Below are 14048 nucleotides of genomic sequence, written 5' to 3' on the forward strand. Positions count from 1 at the left end.
GGCCTGGCGGCGCGCCCGCCCCGCGACCGTACCAGGGTCGGCGTCGTATAAGGATCCATGAGCCGCTTGCTTGCGATTTCGTTGACCAGCGCTTTCTTCTTGGGGACCGGGTGCCAGCCCCAGCAAAATCAAGGAATGGAGCAGTTCGCGAACGATAAAGACTTCCACGCCGCCCATACCTTGCGCGAGACCCCTTCCGGGCCGCACAAGGGCGAGATGGTGGAGATCGCCGTGCCGGGCGGAGAGAAGTCGGTGGCCTATTGGGTGACGCCGGGTGAGGACCCCGACAAGGCGATCGTCATGGTCCACGAGTGGTGGGGCCTGAACGATTACATCAAAGAATCGGCCGACGCCTTCGCAGACGAGGGCTACGCGGTCTTGGCCGTCGACCTCTACGAGGGGCGCGTCGCCAAGAACCGCGATGACGCGGGCAAGTACATGGGTGAGGTGAAGGAGGATCGAGCGACGGCCGTGGTCCGCGCCGCCCTGGACGCCCTGACGGACGGGAAGCTTGCCAAGGACGCCAGCATCGGCACGATCGGCTTCTGCTTCGGCGGCGGCTGGTCGCACCGGGCCGCGATCCTGGGCGGCGACCGGGTCGACGCCTGCGTCATCTATTATGGGGCGCCGGTCATGGACCAAGGCGAGCTCGCCAAGCTCAAAGCGCCGGTGCTCTTCGTCTGGCCGAACAAAGATAAGTGGATCAACGCGGAGATGAAGGACGGCTTCGTGGCGGCGATGCGGCAGGCGGGCAAGGAGCTGACCGTGGCCGAGTACACCGCGGACCACGCGTTCGCCAACCCGAGTTCAGACAGCCACGACGACGAGGCGGCGAAGGACGCCCGGGCGAAGACGCTCGCCTTCTTCAAAGAACACTTGAGGGGCTAGTCGCTTGTCGCCGGTTCGCCGGGGGCTGGCAGGTCGCCCGGCGCGAACATGCGGCTCTTCTTAGAGAGGGCTCCCTTCACGGCGGTGTCCGCCACTTTGCGAACGGAACCGTCTGCCAGCGTGACGCAGCGGAGCTTGTTCGGCCACGGCATGGAGTCGTAGAACTTCATGGTGAGCTGGGGCGCCGAAATCTGGGCAATGGCGAGGCTGTCCAGCTCAGGGTTTCCGAGGATATCGCCGCCGTCCGGGTTCTTGGTCTTCGGCGGCTCCTTCATGCCTTGGACATAGGACTTGACATAGGGGAACGTTGCGGAGACCGACTCCATCCGCGGGGGGTAGCGGTCGTCGAAGTCCGCCACATAGACTGAAAGGCCGCGCTCCAACTGGAAAAGTTCGGTGAGCTCCTGGGTTTGGGCGGCCGCGATCCGGGCCGCGGCGAATACGGGGAAGAGGACCGCCCCCAAGAGCACCGTCGCCACCACGACGACGCCACCGACCACGGCGACCAGGGCGACACTTTGGCTGGCGGGTTTGGCCGCAGGCTTCGCGGCCGCTTGAAAGGCATAGGGGCCGATCGCGTCCCGCAAGTCCATTTGGAGGCCGTCGTCGGCGTCTTCGACGCGGTCGTCCTCCTTCGCCTGGCCGGCTTCGACCTCGGCCTTCAATTCTTCGACCGTGAACGGCCCCCGGCGGGGTCCGGCCGGGTCGAGCACGTAAAACTTACGGTCCACAAAGAAGATTATGGGCGTTTTCTCCGCCCGCCCTCCTACCGGGCTCCAGGGGACTGGGCGCGGAGCCAGGCGATGGCTCCCGCCTTGTCCAACAGTTGGTTTCCGGACTCGCAGCGGGGGCTGAGCACGCAGGCGGGGCAGCCCTCCTCGCAGGGGCAGGTGGAAAGCAGCCGGTTCGCGGCTTCGAGCCAGGTGTCCCGAACTTCATAGAGCTTCTCGCACAGCCCGGTGCCGCCCGGGGTCGAGTCGAAGACGTAGACGGCGGGGGCCATGGTGTCCGGGGATACGACGTACCAGGCGCTACCGAGGTCGCCCCGGTCGCACCCCGCGATGAGGGGGGCTACGGCCGTCAGGGCATGCTCGACGGCGTGGATGGTGCCGAAGTGCTCCTCACCGACGAGGGAGGCGAGGTCGAAGCGAATCCCGATCGAATCGTAAGTCTCCGGGGGCAGGTCCAGAGTGTGCTCGTTGAGAACGGCTTCGCCGTCCAAGGCGCGGATCAGGTAGCCGACGACAGCGGTCGTGACGGTGATGCCAAGGAGCAGGACGCCGGGGGCGGTCTGCAACTCGACCCGGGGCTCGACGACGGTCTGCACATTGGGGGTCGTGAAGTACTCGGGCTTATCCGCCACGAGCTCGGCGATGCGGGCGTGGAGGTCCAAAGAGACCACGCGGTAGGTCTCGCCCCGGTGGAGGTAGACCGCCCCCTCGTGGGCCTGTTGCTTGGCCCGCCACCGCTCCATCTGGCCGAGTTCTCCGCCGGCCGTCCGTAAACGGACGGTGTCGCCATCGATGCCGCGAATGTTCACCTTTGGCGCGGGCGGGTCGTGGAAGGGGTAGTAAAGGGCGCCGGCGGATTCCACAAGGTCGCCCGCCTCCTGCATCGCCTCGGCCACCGCTGGCGCGTTGGGACCGAACATGGCGAGGTCCCCGGGGCTGAGCGCGCGCTCATGGGCGGCGCATCTCAGCTGGGCTTCCAGCACATAGGGGTTGCCGGGGTTGACCACCGCATTCTCGACCGGCCGGTCGAAGACGAGGCCCGGCTCTCGCACCAAGAACTGCTCGAGCGGCTCGGGATGGGCGAGCATCACGGCCAGGCCGGCCCTGCCGCCGCGGCCCGCGCGGCCAGTCTGCTGCCAGAAGCTGCTGAGGCTGCCCGGGTAACCGTTCATGAGCACCGCGTCCAGGCCGCCGACGTCCACGCCAAGCTCCATCGCGTTCGTGGAGACGAGCCCTGTCAGTCTCCCGGAAAAAAGCGCGCCTTCGATCTGCCGCCGTTCGGCGGGCGTATAGCCGCCCCGGTAGCTATCGATCTGGGCGGGGTCTGCGTGCTGACGCTCGAGCTCCGAGCGGGCGCGCCGCAGGACGAGCTCGGTCGTGACCCTGGCCCGGCAGAAGACCATTGTTCGAACGCGGTGGGCCGCGAACTCGGCGAGCAGGTTCGCAGTGTCGCGGTTCGGGCTGGAGGGTTCGTCCTCGGCGGGGGCGTCGACCAGCAGGACGGTGCGGGCTCCGCGTGGCGCCCCGTCCCGGTCCACCACGGTCGGGGTCTTGCCCGTCAGGGCCTCAAAGAGCTCGGCTGGGTTGGCGATGGTCGCGCTGCAGGCGATGATCGTGGGGTCTGCGTTGTGCCAGGCACAGAGCCGCCGCAAGCGCCGCAGGACCCCGCCCACGTGCGCCCCGAAGACGCCGCGATAGGCGTGCATCTCGTCCACGACGATGTAGCGCAGGGCTTGGAGAAACTTGCGCCAGTAGCCGTATTGCGGCAGGATGCCGACGTGCAGCATGTCGGGGTTGGTGAGGAGTAAGTGCGCGTTGCGACGGATGGCCGACCGGGATCCATAGGGCGTGTCGCCGTCGTACGTGGCCACTCGGATCGAAGGGGGAGCGAGGGCCTCCAGCTTCTGGGCTTGGTCTTGGGCAAGGGCCTTGGTGGGGAACAGGTAAAGCGCCCGTGCGGCGGGCTCGGTGAGGCAGGCTTGGAGGATCGGGAGGTTGTAGCAGAGCGACTTGCCGCTCGCGGTCGAGGTGACGACGGCCACGTCCCGGTTCTGGGAGGCGACTTCGAACGCCTGCGTCTGGTGGGAATAGAGGCGCTCCACGCCGAATCTGGAGAGGGCCTTCTGGAGCTCCGGGTGCAACTGCTCCGGGAGGTCTGTGAACTCGCCGCGGACCGCGGGGAACTCGCGGAGCTCGACTTGGCGGTGTCCGAAAAGCCGCCTGACGACGGGCGCGCCGTCCATCGTCAGTCCAGGCTGTCGAGCGCGGGGTCGCGCAGCTCTTGCTTGGTCGTCAGCTTCACGACCATCAACGACCCGAAGAAGAGGATGGTGAGGGGCAGGGCCATGATCAGCATTGTGAAGGGGTCCCCCGTCGGCGTGATGGCGGCTGCGAGGAAGAAGATCGTCACCACCGCCTGACGCCAGTATTGGGCGATCATGTTCGGCGTGATGAGGCCCAGCTTGGCGAGAAGGAACGTCACGACCGGGAGCTGGAAGCCGATGCCGAACGAGAGGACGATCTTCACGACGAGGAAGACCAGCGAGCCGGGCTCCTGATAGAGCGAGGTACCGGGGAAGGATTCAAAGAACCCCGCGAACCAGCCAAAGGCGGCAGGGATCGAGAGCCATCCGAGATAGCACCCGACGAAGAAGAGGCTCGCGCTGAAGGGCGCCAAGAACTTGACGGGCCGTCTCTCGCTGGGCTTGAGCCCGGGGCTGACGAACCCCCAGAGTTCATAGACCGCGTAGGGCAAGGACATGGCGAGTCCGATGTAAGCGGCAAGCTTCAGCTGGAGCAGGAAGGGCTGCGTGATCGTGTTAAACGGTTCTTTGTAATCGAGGGTGGACGGCAGCCCGGCGCGCGCCGTCTCGTTCAGCAGCTTATAGAGCGGCATCTCGATGAACCACCCGATGGTGGCCGCCACGACAAACACGCCAAGAACCCGGAGGACCCGGGTTCTAAACTCTTCCAGGTGTTCGCCGAGAGTCGCACGGAACTCCTCCGGGTCTTCGACCCTTCGGCGAAACCCGGAGAAGATGTATGGCCACATCGGCCGTGTGTTTACCGCTCGAGTTCAGCGACCCACTGGGCCGTGATGCGAAGGATCATTTTCTGACCACCGCCCCCACCGCCGAAGCCGGGGTTCTGGCCGAACTGGCCGCGCGGGCCGGGGTTGTCGCCTTGGTCATCGCTGTCCGGATCCTGGAAGCCGGCCGCGCCGCCTCGGCGTCGCTGCTGGTTCAGGGTCTCTTCGTCGCCCGGGGCGAACGAGCCGCCGCGGATGCCGGGCGCTCCGAACGGCGAGGCCCAGTTCGCCGAAGCGCTGGTGCCGGCGGCACCGCCCTGCTTGCGCCGGAACGTGGCTTCACCGCCACCGGCCGGGTTGCCTAGGCCTCCTCCGCCTCCTCCTCCCACGCCGCTTGTGCTCGACTGGGCGAGCGGCGCGGCGGTTTCGACAAGGGCTTCCTGGACCAGCTTGGACTCGATGCGGACGACCGCACCCCGGTCGAGCGCGAAATACGTTGTTTCCGTCAGCTCAATCTTGGTGGCCTTGCCCTCGACCTGGCGCAGGTTCTGAACGTTGACCAGGTCCGATTCGCCGAGGGCGACGGTCGTGACCAGCTTGGCGCAGGGCAGGCCTTGGTACCACACTACTTCCTGGAAGGTTCCGCGGGCCGGAACGTTCCGCGTGATCTTCTCCTTCATGTGGATGTCCTGCGAGCGCAGGTCTTCGGCGGTGAAGAGGTAGGTGCCCTGCCAGACGTCGCCGGGCTTGACGGGCTTCGAGGGAAGGACCGGGAGCGGGGCGATCATGGTGTACTCCATGCCGCCGACGCTTGCCGACTGGCCCTCGATCCCAAAGTAGGCCGGGATCGAGCTGAAGACTTCGCGGCCGGTGTTCGTGATGCGCATGTAGACCGGCGTCAAGCGATAGTCAGGCAGCTTCGTGGCGCTCTGCTGGCCAGGAAGGATGACGGTCGCGTAGTCCTTTCCTTTGTCGGCAAGGCCCTGGATGCGGACAAGGCCCTCGGTACCGCTAAGGTAGGACTGGTCGATCCCGTAGTTGATACGAAACTCCTGTTGTTGCTCGATGGTGCCGGCCGCACGGCTGCCGAGGCGGGCCTGCGCCTGCGAGACCATCGCGGTGGACTGGGTCACCGTGAACTTGTAAGTCCGGTTCGTGCCCGGGGCAAATTTGTAGCGGAGGGTGAGGCCCTGGGCGGGGACCTTGATGCTCTTGTGGTTGTCCACGACCACGTCCACACTAGACCGGTCGATCACCTGCGGCTTGCCGTTGGCGTCGCGGAAGAGCACGAGCTCGATGCGCCAAGGGCCGTCGGTCAAGCCGCGGGCCTGGGAATCGAGGTCGTAGACGTAGTCGCCGCCGTCGAGGGCCGGCATCGCCGCCTCAAGGAACTTGGACTCGCGCTTGCCGTCGGAAAGGTCGTCGACGTAGACGCCGATATAGCCGCCCTCAGGAATGCCCGTCTTCGGGACGCGGATCTTTATGACCTCGCGGACGGTGGAATTCTCGAGGGGCCGCCGGATTGTGAACGTCCCCTGGGCAAGGGAGCCGGCTGCGGCGGCTAGGAGGATGCTCAAGGCTAGAGTTCTTCTCATTGCGTGCTGACCCACTGGTTTATTTAAATACGTCGGCGTGACGACCGTTGCACCCGACCCTACTTATGAGTAGACGGTCGGGAGGACGACCATGTTACTCTAATTCAAACTTCCTTGCACCACCCGGCGAGAGGCGGCCCCAGGGGCATCCCCGGGGCCGCGGGCGGTTTCAGTCGCGCTGCGGGGGCCGCAACGTGACCTTGAGCGGCGGGTCGCCCGACCGGTAGACGATGTAGCTGACGCCGGGCATGGCCGGGTCGCCGTTAAGCACCCGCCAGGCACCGAACGAGACCTTCATAGGTGTGCCCTCGGCTCTTTGCGGAAGGTCAAAGGTGCCGTCGTCGCGTACTGTGCAGAACAGCTCGCCGTCGACCCAAACCGGCACGTTACGGGCGTTCCGCCGGATTGCGAGCGAATCAAGCTCGCTGGCATGGTGCCTTTTAGGTGCCGGCTTAATACCGAAGTAGGCGCCGGTTGCGAGGACGATCGCGACAACCCCGGCCAAGATCGTTTTACCTACGCCCGATTTGACCTCGCCGGCGACCGCCGACTTAAGCCACCTCCCCCAGGCCCTGACCCGGAAGAAGGCTTTCCTTTTGGGGCCGCCGGGGTTGCTCGTACCTACGACGAGAAACACAGGGGCGGCCGCCGCTGTGGCCGACTTCGCCTGGGCGAAGACCGGGAAGAGGATCGCGGCCAAGATCGCAATGATTGCGATGACGACGAGGAGTTCAATGAGGGTGAAAGCGCGTTTCATGGTCCTATCAACGCTCGGGGAAGTCATAGCCCGCGAATGTTAAGAACACGTTAAAAAGGAGAGGCGATCTCAAAAGGGAGCCGCAGAACGTGCGCATTTGAAATAAATATCATACGCAAGTCGTGCGTAACACAGAGTGTGGGCGGGGTATGATCCGCCTATGCGAATCTCCGGGGACGAGGCCCGTTCCCTTCGCCACCGTCTCGGCTTGACCCAGGTCCAGCTCGCCGAGCGGCTGAGCTGTAGCCTTCGCGGCGTGCAGGCCCTGGAGCAGCGGGGCGGCAACGGCACGTTAGCCCGGGAGCTCCAGCGCCTCGCAGCCAGCGGGGCCCTTGGCAGTTCGGCAGACCACCTGATGATTAGGACGTTTTCTCGCGAGCAAGCGTTCGCGGAGATCTTCCGTCCGGACTGCCGCGCGGTCGGGATTTGCGCCTCGGTCAGTCTTCTTGAAGCGGGAAGCGACTCGGTCGGCCGCATCGTTGACCTGCTTGCCGAGCGCCCGGTCGCCCTTTGCTACGTCTATCCAAGCCCGTCGCCGGCCATGGACTCGCTCGTGGCGTTCGTCCGCTCGGCGCGGATGCAGCATCCTCGTCGCATCCTCCTCGGCCGTGTCTACTTCCTCCCCTTCGATAAAGAAACGTGCAGCTGGCAACTGGACTCAATGACCTCGCAGCTCTCCACTTACATGCTCTTGGAACGGCATACGGAGTCGGGCGTGGTGCGGAGCTTTTCGGCGCTCGCCCGGCACATGGTGGCCCAGCAGCCCCTAACCGGGGACGGGCAGGAAACGACGGTGGAAGCTTTCATTCCGCTGGACCGCCTCGCGGCAAAGGAGTTTTGGGAGGCCCATCACCGCTTCATCCCAGACCCGAACATCGCTCCCGAGCCCGCTCCCATCGAGGAAGTGCTCGATGAATACTATGTGCAGTTCGGCTGGACCCCTTCACTGGCAAGCGACAAGGACGAAATGGAGTTCGTTGGCTAGCCCGGTCCGCGGCCGAGGCGAGCTTAAGTCGTCCCGATCACTCGAAATTGGCGTGCTTTCGCAACTAACCTGGAGCCAGCTTTGCTACTGACCGCCTGACTGGGGCGGGCTCCACTTCACCGACGGGCGGTAAATTGAGCCCGCATGCTCGACCGCAACTTCGTCCGCCAGAACCTCGACCTCGTCAAGGCAGGCGCCAAGCGCAAGGGCGTTGACGCCCCGGTCGACGAGTTCTTGCGAATCGACGCCGAGTTCCGCTCGGTGAAGCACGAGGCCGACGAGGCAAAGGCCGAGATGAACCGGATCAGCAAGTCGATCGGCATGCTCATGGGCCAAGGGAAGAAGGACGAGGCCGAGGCGGCCAAGGCCCAAACCGGCGAGCTCAAGGGCCGGATCGGTGAACTGGACGCGCGTGAGCGCGACTTGGAGCACCGCCTCCACGAGGTCGAACTAAAGTTCCCGAATTTGCCCCACGAAAGCGTTCCGGACGGGGTCGGCGCGGACGACAACGTTCCGGTGCGGCTTTGGGGCGACCCCCCCACCTTCGCGGAGCCGCCCAAGCCCCACTGGGAGATCGCCGAAGAGCACGGCCTCATCGACTTCGAACGGGCCTCGAAGATCAGCGGCAGCGGGTTCGCGGTCTACACAGGCGCGGGAGCGAAGCTCCACCGCGCGCTGATCCAGTTCATGCTGGACCACCAGACCCTGAACCGAGGGTACACGGAGGTCTATCCCCCTGCCCTGGTCACGGGCGAGTCGCTGGTCGGAACCGGCAACTTGCCGAAGTTCGAGGACGACCTTTACCGATGCGGGACAGACGATCTCTACTTGATCCCAACGGCCGAAGTCCCCGTCACCAACCTGCTTCGGGACGAGATCCTCGACCGTGAGCACTTGCCCGTCAAGTACGCCGCCTTTACTCCGTGCTTCCGGCGCGAGGCAGGGGCGGCCGGGCGCGAGACTCGCGGCATCCTGCGCACCCACCAGTTCGAGAAGGTCGAGCTGGTCCAGTTCGTCGAACCGGAGGAGAGCTACCTGGCGCTGGAAGACCTGACCGCGGACGCCGAAAGCGTCCTCCAGGCCCTCGGGCTCTATTACCGGGTCTTGCTCCTGTGCGCGGGCGACATGGGCGAGAAGGGCTGCAAGACGTACGATTTGGAGGTCTGGTCGCCGGGCACGGGGCAATGGCTGGAGGTCTCCAGCTGCACGAACTTCGAGGCTTTCCAGAGCCGAAGGGCGAACGTCAGGTATCGGCCCGCACCCGGGGACAAGCCCGAGTTCGTCCACATCCTGAACGGCAGCGGCCTGGCCGTCCCCCGACTCTATGCCGCGATCCTGGAGACCTTCCACCTGAGCGACAGCGGCGACATCGTGATCCCAGGGGCGCTGGCGCCATACATGGGCGCGGACGTCCTGGTTCGACCGTAACCAGGCGGTGGCGCGCCCGACGAGCCCTGTGCCATCGTTGTGGCGGCTATGGACGAACCCGCCTTGGTGAAAGAACTGGCCGTCGCCTGGGAGTACACGCACGCCCACGACGAGTGGGTCGAGCCCCTCGAACGCCTGCTGTCCGGGGTCACGGCGGAGCAAGCGGCGGAGCGGCAGAGGCCGGACGAGCCCGGCATTTGGGAGATCGTCCTGCACCTGGCCACGCACAACGAGGACATGGTGGAGCGGGTGCGCACCGGCCGGCCTACGGTCAAGCCGCAGGGGGATTGGCCGCCCTTGCCCAGCGTCAAGGGAGAAGCCGAGTGGGGGGAGGCAAAGGCCAGACTGGTCGAATCGGTCAGGGCGCTCGGCGAGATGATTGAACGGACGCCGCTAGCCCAGATCCAGGCCAGCCCGTACGGACTCGCCGACCTGCTCTGCCGCTATACGCATATGGGTTACCACCTTGGGCAAATCACCAAGATGCGGGTGTGGCCGGACGGCTGGTGAGAGGTGCGACGATTCGGACGAAAGAGGGCCCCATGGCTCCCGCATGGGCCGACAGCCTGCGCCTACGGGTGCCTGAGAATCCCATAATCCCCCCAATGGCCCTCGTTCAAGTCGCTTACTGGTCGGACGCGCTGCGGAAGGACCATGCCTGCCACGTGCTGCTGCCGAACGAGAGCGAAGGGCCTTTCGACGTGCTCTTCTTGCTCCACGGCCTGAGCGACGATTCGTCCGCGTGGACGCGCAAGTCCCTCGTGGAGCGGCACGTTCAGGGGAGGCAGCTCGTCGTCGTGATGCCGGACGGGGGCAGGGGGTTCTACACCGACGCCAAGGTTGCCGGGGCAAAGTGGGAGACGGCGCTGGCGGTGGAACTGCCCAAGTTGGTGCGGCGCTGGTTCCACGTCGCCCGCGGCCCCTGGGCCGTGGCGGGGCTCTCGATGGGCGGCTACGGGGCCCTGAAGTTCGCCCTCAAGCACCCTGAGACGTTCGACCGCGGCGTCTCGATGTCGGGAGCGTTGCTCTTCGGCTCGGGCGAGGACTGGCGGGACGACGACTTCGCCAGAGAGTTCCAGCCCGTGCTCGGAGACTCGCCGAAGGGCGGCCCGGACGACCTTCTCGCGATCGCCAAAGGGCTCGACCCGGCCAAGGCCCCGCGCCTGCGCATCGACTGTGGCACCGAGGACTTCCTGCTCGGCCAGAACCGCTCCTTCCACGAAGGGGCCCCCCTCGAACACGAGTACGAGGAGCTGGGCGGAGGGCACACCTGGGATTACTGGGACCGCCAAGTGCAGGTCGCGCTCGAGTTCATCGCCGGCCCGAAACGGTAAGGGGGGCCCGGCGAGGGACCGGCAGCGTGGCTTGGCTCGACACACGTTGCTTCCCAATTTGCGCCACCGCCGCCCCGCCATAGATAGAATGGGGGACGAAGTTCCGTCCTCCGGTCGCGACCGGTGGTCGACCCGTGGTGCACCGGTCGTCCACCCGTGGTCGACCTCTCGTCCCAAAGTGCAAAGACTGAGATGCGAAGGGTCCCGACCCGTTCGCACGCGTCCGGATCGTTCGCGTGGGACACGGCGGCCAAGCCCGGTGCCTCATAATCGAGGGACATGGCTCCTGAGACCGTGGGGGGACTCCCAGCGAAGGCGCTTCCGGAACTCGGCGGCTGGGGCCGCTACCCCGTGAGCGACAACGTCGCGGTCCGGCCCGAGAAGGCACGGCAGCTGGGGCCTGTGGGCGAGAAGACGCTGGCGCGGGGCCTGGGCCGGAGCTATGGCGACGCGGCCCTGAACTCAGCGGGGACGCTGGTCCTCACCGAGAGGCTGAACCGCTTCCTTGAGTTCGACGCCGAAACCGGTGTGCTCCGGGCGGAGGCAGGAGCCAGCCTCGCCGAGGTCGTGGAGGCGATGGTGCCCCAGGGATGGTTCCTGCCGGTCACGCCCGGCACGAAGTTCTGCACGCTCGGAGGCTGCCTCGCCAGTGACGTCCACGGGAAGAACCACCACCGGGACGGCAGCTTCAGCGCCCATGTGACGCGGGCTTCCCTCGTTCTGGCGGACGGAGAACGGCTGGAGATCGGGCCGGACTCGAACCCCGAGCTCTTCTGGGCGACGGCCGGCGGCATGGGCCTCACCGGCATCGTCGCGGACCTCAGCCTCCGGCTGCTCCCGGTGAAGACGGCCTACATGCGGGTGCGGCACACCCGGACGCGCGACCTGGACGAGACGGTGGCGATGCTGGCAGACCCCGCCCACGACGCGCGCTACTCGGTGGCGTGGGTGGACTGCCTCGCCCGGGGGAGGTCGCTCGGACGCGGGATCTACATGGCGGGCGAGCACGCCTTGCCGGAAGAACTCCCCTTGCGGATCGAGCACCCGCTCCGAGTCAAGCCGAAACGGCAGAAGCCGTTCCCCATCGACCTTCCCGCTTGGGCGCTGAATCCCACCTCGATGCGCATGTTCAACCGCTTGCTGGACTGGGTCCAGGGCGGCAAGAAGGATTTCGTTTGCCCGTACGAGCCGTACTTCTATCCGCTGGACTCGGTCCACAACTGGAACCGGATGTATGGGAAACGGGGGTTCGTGCAGTACCAGTACGTCGTCCCGACCCATTCGGCCTTGGAAGCGACCCGCAAGGCGCTGGACCTCCTCTCCACGGCGGGGAAGGCTTCGTTCCTTGCCGTGCTGAAGCGGATGGGGCCGGAGGGGCAGGGGATGCTCTCCTTCCCGAAGGAGGGGCTGACCTTGGCCCTCGACATCCCCTGGTCGGACGGCCTGGAAGACTTGTTGGAGAGGCTGGACGCCGTGGTGCTGGAAGCGGGCGGGCGGCTCTATCTGGCCAAAGACTCGCGGATGCCGCGGGCTATGTTCGAAGCGGGCTATCCTCGCCGCGAGGAGTTTTGCGCGGCCAAGCGCGCGGTCGACCCAGGGGGGCGCTTTACGAGCGACCAAGCGCGGAGGCTCGGGCTCTGTCCATAACCCGTGAGCCCGTGCTGGTCCTCGGCGCCACGAGCGGGATCGCCCGAGAGATCGCGCTGGAGCTTGCTCGGCGGGGGCACCCGCTCTGCCTGGCGGGCCGCGACCGGGAGGAACTGGAGAGGATCGGGGCGGACATCCGGATCCGCACGGGAGTCTCGACCTGGGCCCTGCCCTTCGACGCGGACGACTGCGACTCGCACCAGGAGGCCTTCGACGCGGCGGTTTCGGTCGCGGGGGCGTTCGAGGGCGTGGTCCTGGCGTTCGGCTACTTGGGTGACCAGGAGCGCGCCGAGAAGTATTGGAGCGAGACCCGGGCGATCCTTTCGCGAAACTTCCTGGCCGCGGCCTCGGTGCTGCACGTCGTGGCGCGGTACATGGAAGGACGTAAGTCCGGATGGATTGTCGCTCTCAGCTCGGTCGCGGGCGACCGGGGGCGGATGAGCAACTACGTCTACGGTTCGGCCAAGGGGGGCTTGACCGTCTTCCTCCAGGGCCTGCGGTCACGGTTGCAGAAGTCCGACGTCCACGTCTTGACCGTCAAGCCGGGGCCGGTGGACACGGCGATGACCTTCGGCATGCCGAAACTGCCGCTGCTCGCCCAGCCGGGCCCGGTCGCCAAAGCGATCGTGCGGGCCCTGGAGCGGCGCAAGGACGTCCTCTACGTCCCCGGGCCCTGGGCGCTGGTGATGGCGGTGCTGAAGGCGGTGCCGGAAGGCATCTTCAAGAAGACGAAGCTCTAGGCAGGCCGATCTGGGCTTCCAGGGCCTGGAGGGCTTCGTCTGGGCTGCCCGTCACAAGCGGCAGCCGGGGCGTGGGTCGTTCGATCACCCCGAGCGCGTGGAGCACGGCCTTATGAGTCTCGGGTTGGGGCAGGGCACGCAGGCGGGCCGCCAGCTCTTGCACGATGCGGAGCTTGGGCTCGCTTCGCTCGCGGACGGCTTGCACGAGGAACGCGGGGGCGACGTTGCCCACCCCGCTGATCGTGCCTGTCCAGCCCTCCCGCAGGGCCTCGCCGAGCAGGGTTTCGTCCCCAACAAAGAGCAGCTTGTCCGGCAGGGCCTCGCGGAAGGCGGGCAAGTTCTGCGCGACCCCTGAGCTGTCCTTGAGCCCGAGGAATTGACTATGGCCCGCGAGCTGGGTGACAAACTCGGGCGAGAGTTCGATCCCCGTCATCTTGGGATAGTTGTAGACGAGGATCGGGACGGGGCTGTCCTCGAGCACTTCTCGGAACCACTGGAGCAAACCCGCCTCGGTGGCGCGGCGGAAGTAGCTGGGGGGCATCACCAGTCCGGCGTCGACCCCTGCCTTCCCGGCCTGGGAGAGCAGCCACTTCGCCTCGTCCAGGCTCGGGGTGGCGACCCCTGTCACGATCCGCAACGAGCCGCGGAGCCGGCACGCGACCCGCGCCAAGTCCCTCTTTTCCACCGCGGAGAGGGAAGGCCCCTCACCGTTGGTGCCGGCCACCACCACGCCCTGGCACCCCGCCGCTTCGAACCAAGCGAGGAGGCGCGCCAGCGAGGCTTCATCGACGCGGCCGTCCACCCCGAAAGGGGTGATGGCCGCAGGGTAGACGCCGGGTGAGAGCACCTTAGGAATTATAATAGGGCGTGCCGATGGGTGACGACTGTGTCCGGGCCACCGCTGACGACCCTCTA

13 protein-coding genes are annotated in these 14048 nt (G+C 66.3%); 7 read left to right on the top strand and 6 right to left on the bottom strand.

Annotated elements, in window-relative coordinates:
• The first annotated feature begins 57 nt into the window (after positions 1–57).
• Positions 58–888, top strand: a complete 831-nt coding sequence (locus tag KF733_03720) for a dienelactone hydrolase family protein (protein ID QYK56594.1) — start codon at positions 58–60, stop codon at positions 886–888.
• Here KF733_03720 and KF733_03725 read toward each other — a convergent pair.
• The 5 genes from KF733_03725 to KF733_03745 all read right to left on the bottom strand — a co-directional run bounded on the left by KF733_03725 (position 885) and on the right by KF733_03745 (position 6999).
• The gene (locus KF733_03725) at positions 885–1619 is read right to left on the bottom strand and encodes a hypothetical protein (protein QYK56595.1); all 735 of its coding nucleotides are present in this window, start codon (positions 1617–1619) and stop codon (positions 885–887) included. The genes KF733_03720 and KF733_03725 overlap by 4 nt on opposite strands.
• A gap of 35 nt (positions 1620–1654) precedes the next feature.
• The gene (locus KF733_03730) at positions 1655–3862 is read right to left on the bottom strand and encodes a DEAD/DEAH box helicase (GenBank protein ID QYK56596.1); all 2208 of its coding nucleotides are present in this window, start codon (positions 3860–3862) and stop codon (positions 1655–1657) included.
• A gap of 2 nt (positions 3863–3864) precedes the next feature.
• On the bottom strand, positions 3865–4671 hold the full coding sequence (gene tatC, locus KF733_03735; GenBank protein ID QYK56597.1) for a twin-arginine translocase subunit TatC: 807 nt from the start codon (positions 4669–4671) through the stop codon (positions 3865–3867).
• Positions 4672–4682: 11 nt separating this feature from the next.
• Positions 4683–6224 (bottom strand): hypothetical protein, encoded by a 1542-nt coding sequence (locus KF733_03740; GenBank protein QYK56598.1) that lies wholly within the window; start codon positions 6222–6224, stop codon positions 4683–4685.
• 187 nt (positions 6225–6411) lie between these two features.
• Positions 6412–6999 carry a prepilin-type N-terminal cleavage/methylation domain-containing protein gene (locus KF733_03745; protein ID QYK56599.1) on the bottom strand — a complete coding sequence of 196 codons (588 nt, stop codon included), beginning with the start codon at positions 6997–6999 and terminating at the stop codon, positions 6412–6414.
• Positions 7000–7159: 160 nt separating this feature from the next.
• Here KF733_03745 and KF733_03750 point away from each other — a divergent pair, with 160 nt between their 5' ends.
• The 6 genes from KF733_03750 (at position 7160) to KF733_03775 (ending at position 13133) form a co-directional block, all read left to right on the top strand.
• On the top strand, positions 7160–7984 hold the full coding sequence (locus KF733_03750; protein ID QYK56600.1) for a helix-turn-helix transcriptional regulator: 825 nt from the start codon (positions 7160–7162) through the stop codon (positions 7982–7984).
• Between the two features lie 144 nt (positions 7985–8128).
• The gene (gene serS, locus KF733_03755) at positions 8129–9412 is read left to right on the top strand and encodes a serine--tRNA ligase (GenBank protein ID QYK56601.1); all 1284 of its coding nucleotides are present in this window, start codon (positions 8129–8131) and stop codon (positions 9410–9412) included.
• A gap of 48 nt (positions 9413–9460) precedes the next feature.
• On the top strand, positions 9461–9922 hold the full coding sequence (locus tag KF733_03760) for a DinB family protein (GenBank protein ID QYK56602.1): 462 nt from the start codon (positions 9461–9463) through the stop codon (positions 9920–9922).
• Between the two features lie 95 nt (positions 9923–10017).
• Positions 10018–10746, top strand: coding sequence for a hypothetical protein (locus KF733_03765; GenBank protein QYK56603.1), 729 nt, complete (start codon positions 10018–10020; stop codon positions 10744–10746).
• 279 nt (positions 10747–11025) lie between these two features.
• Positions 11026–12393, top strand: coding sequence for an FAD-binding oxidoreductase (locus tag KF733_03770; protein QYK56604.1), 1368 nt, complete (start codon positions 11026–11028; stop codon positions 12391–12393).
• An 11-nt stretch (positions 12394–12404) separates the two neighbouring features.
• Positions 12405–13133: an SDR family oxidoreductase gene (locus tag KF733_03775; protein ID QYK56605.1), complete on the top strand. Its 729-nt coding sequence runs from the start codon at positions 12405–12407 to the stop codon at positions 13131–13133.
• Here KF733_03775 and KF733_03780 read toward each other — a convergent pair.
• Positions 13114–13980, bottom strand: coding sequence for a dihydrodipicolinate synthase family protein (locus KF733_03780; protein ID QYK56606.1), 867 nt, complete (start codon positions 13978–13980; stop codon positions 13114–13116). The two genes, KF733_03775 and KF733_03780, sit on opposite strands and share 20 nt — an antisense overlap.
• Positions 13981–14048 lie beyond the last annotated feature (68 nt).

Source organism: Fimbriimonadaceae bacterium, assembly GCA_019454125.1.
Lineage (GTDB): Bacteria > Armatimonadota > Fimbriimonadia > Fimbriimonadales > Fimbriimonadaceae > JALHNM01.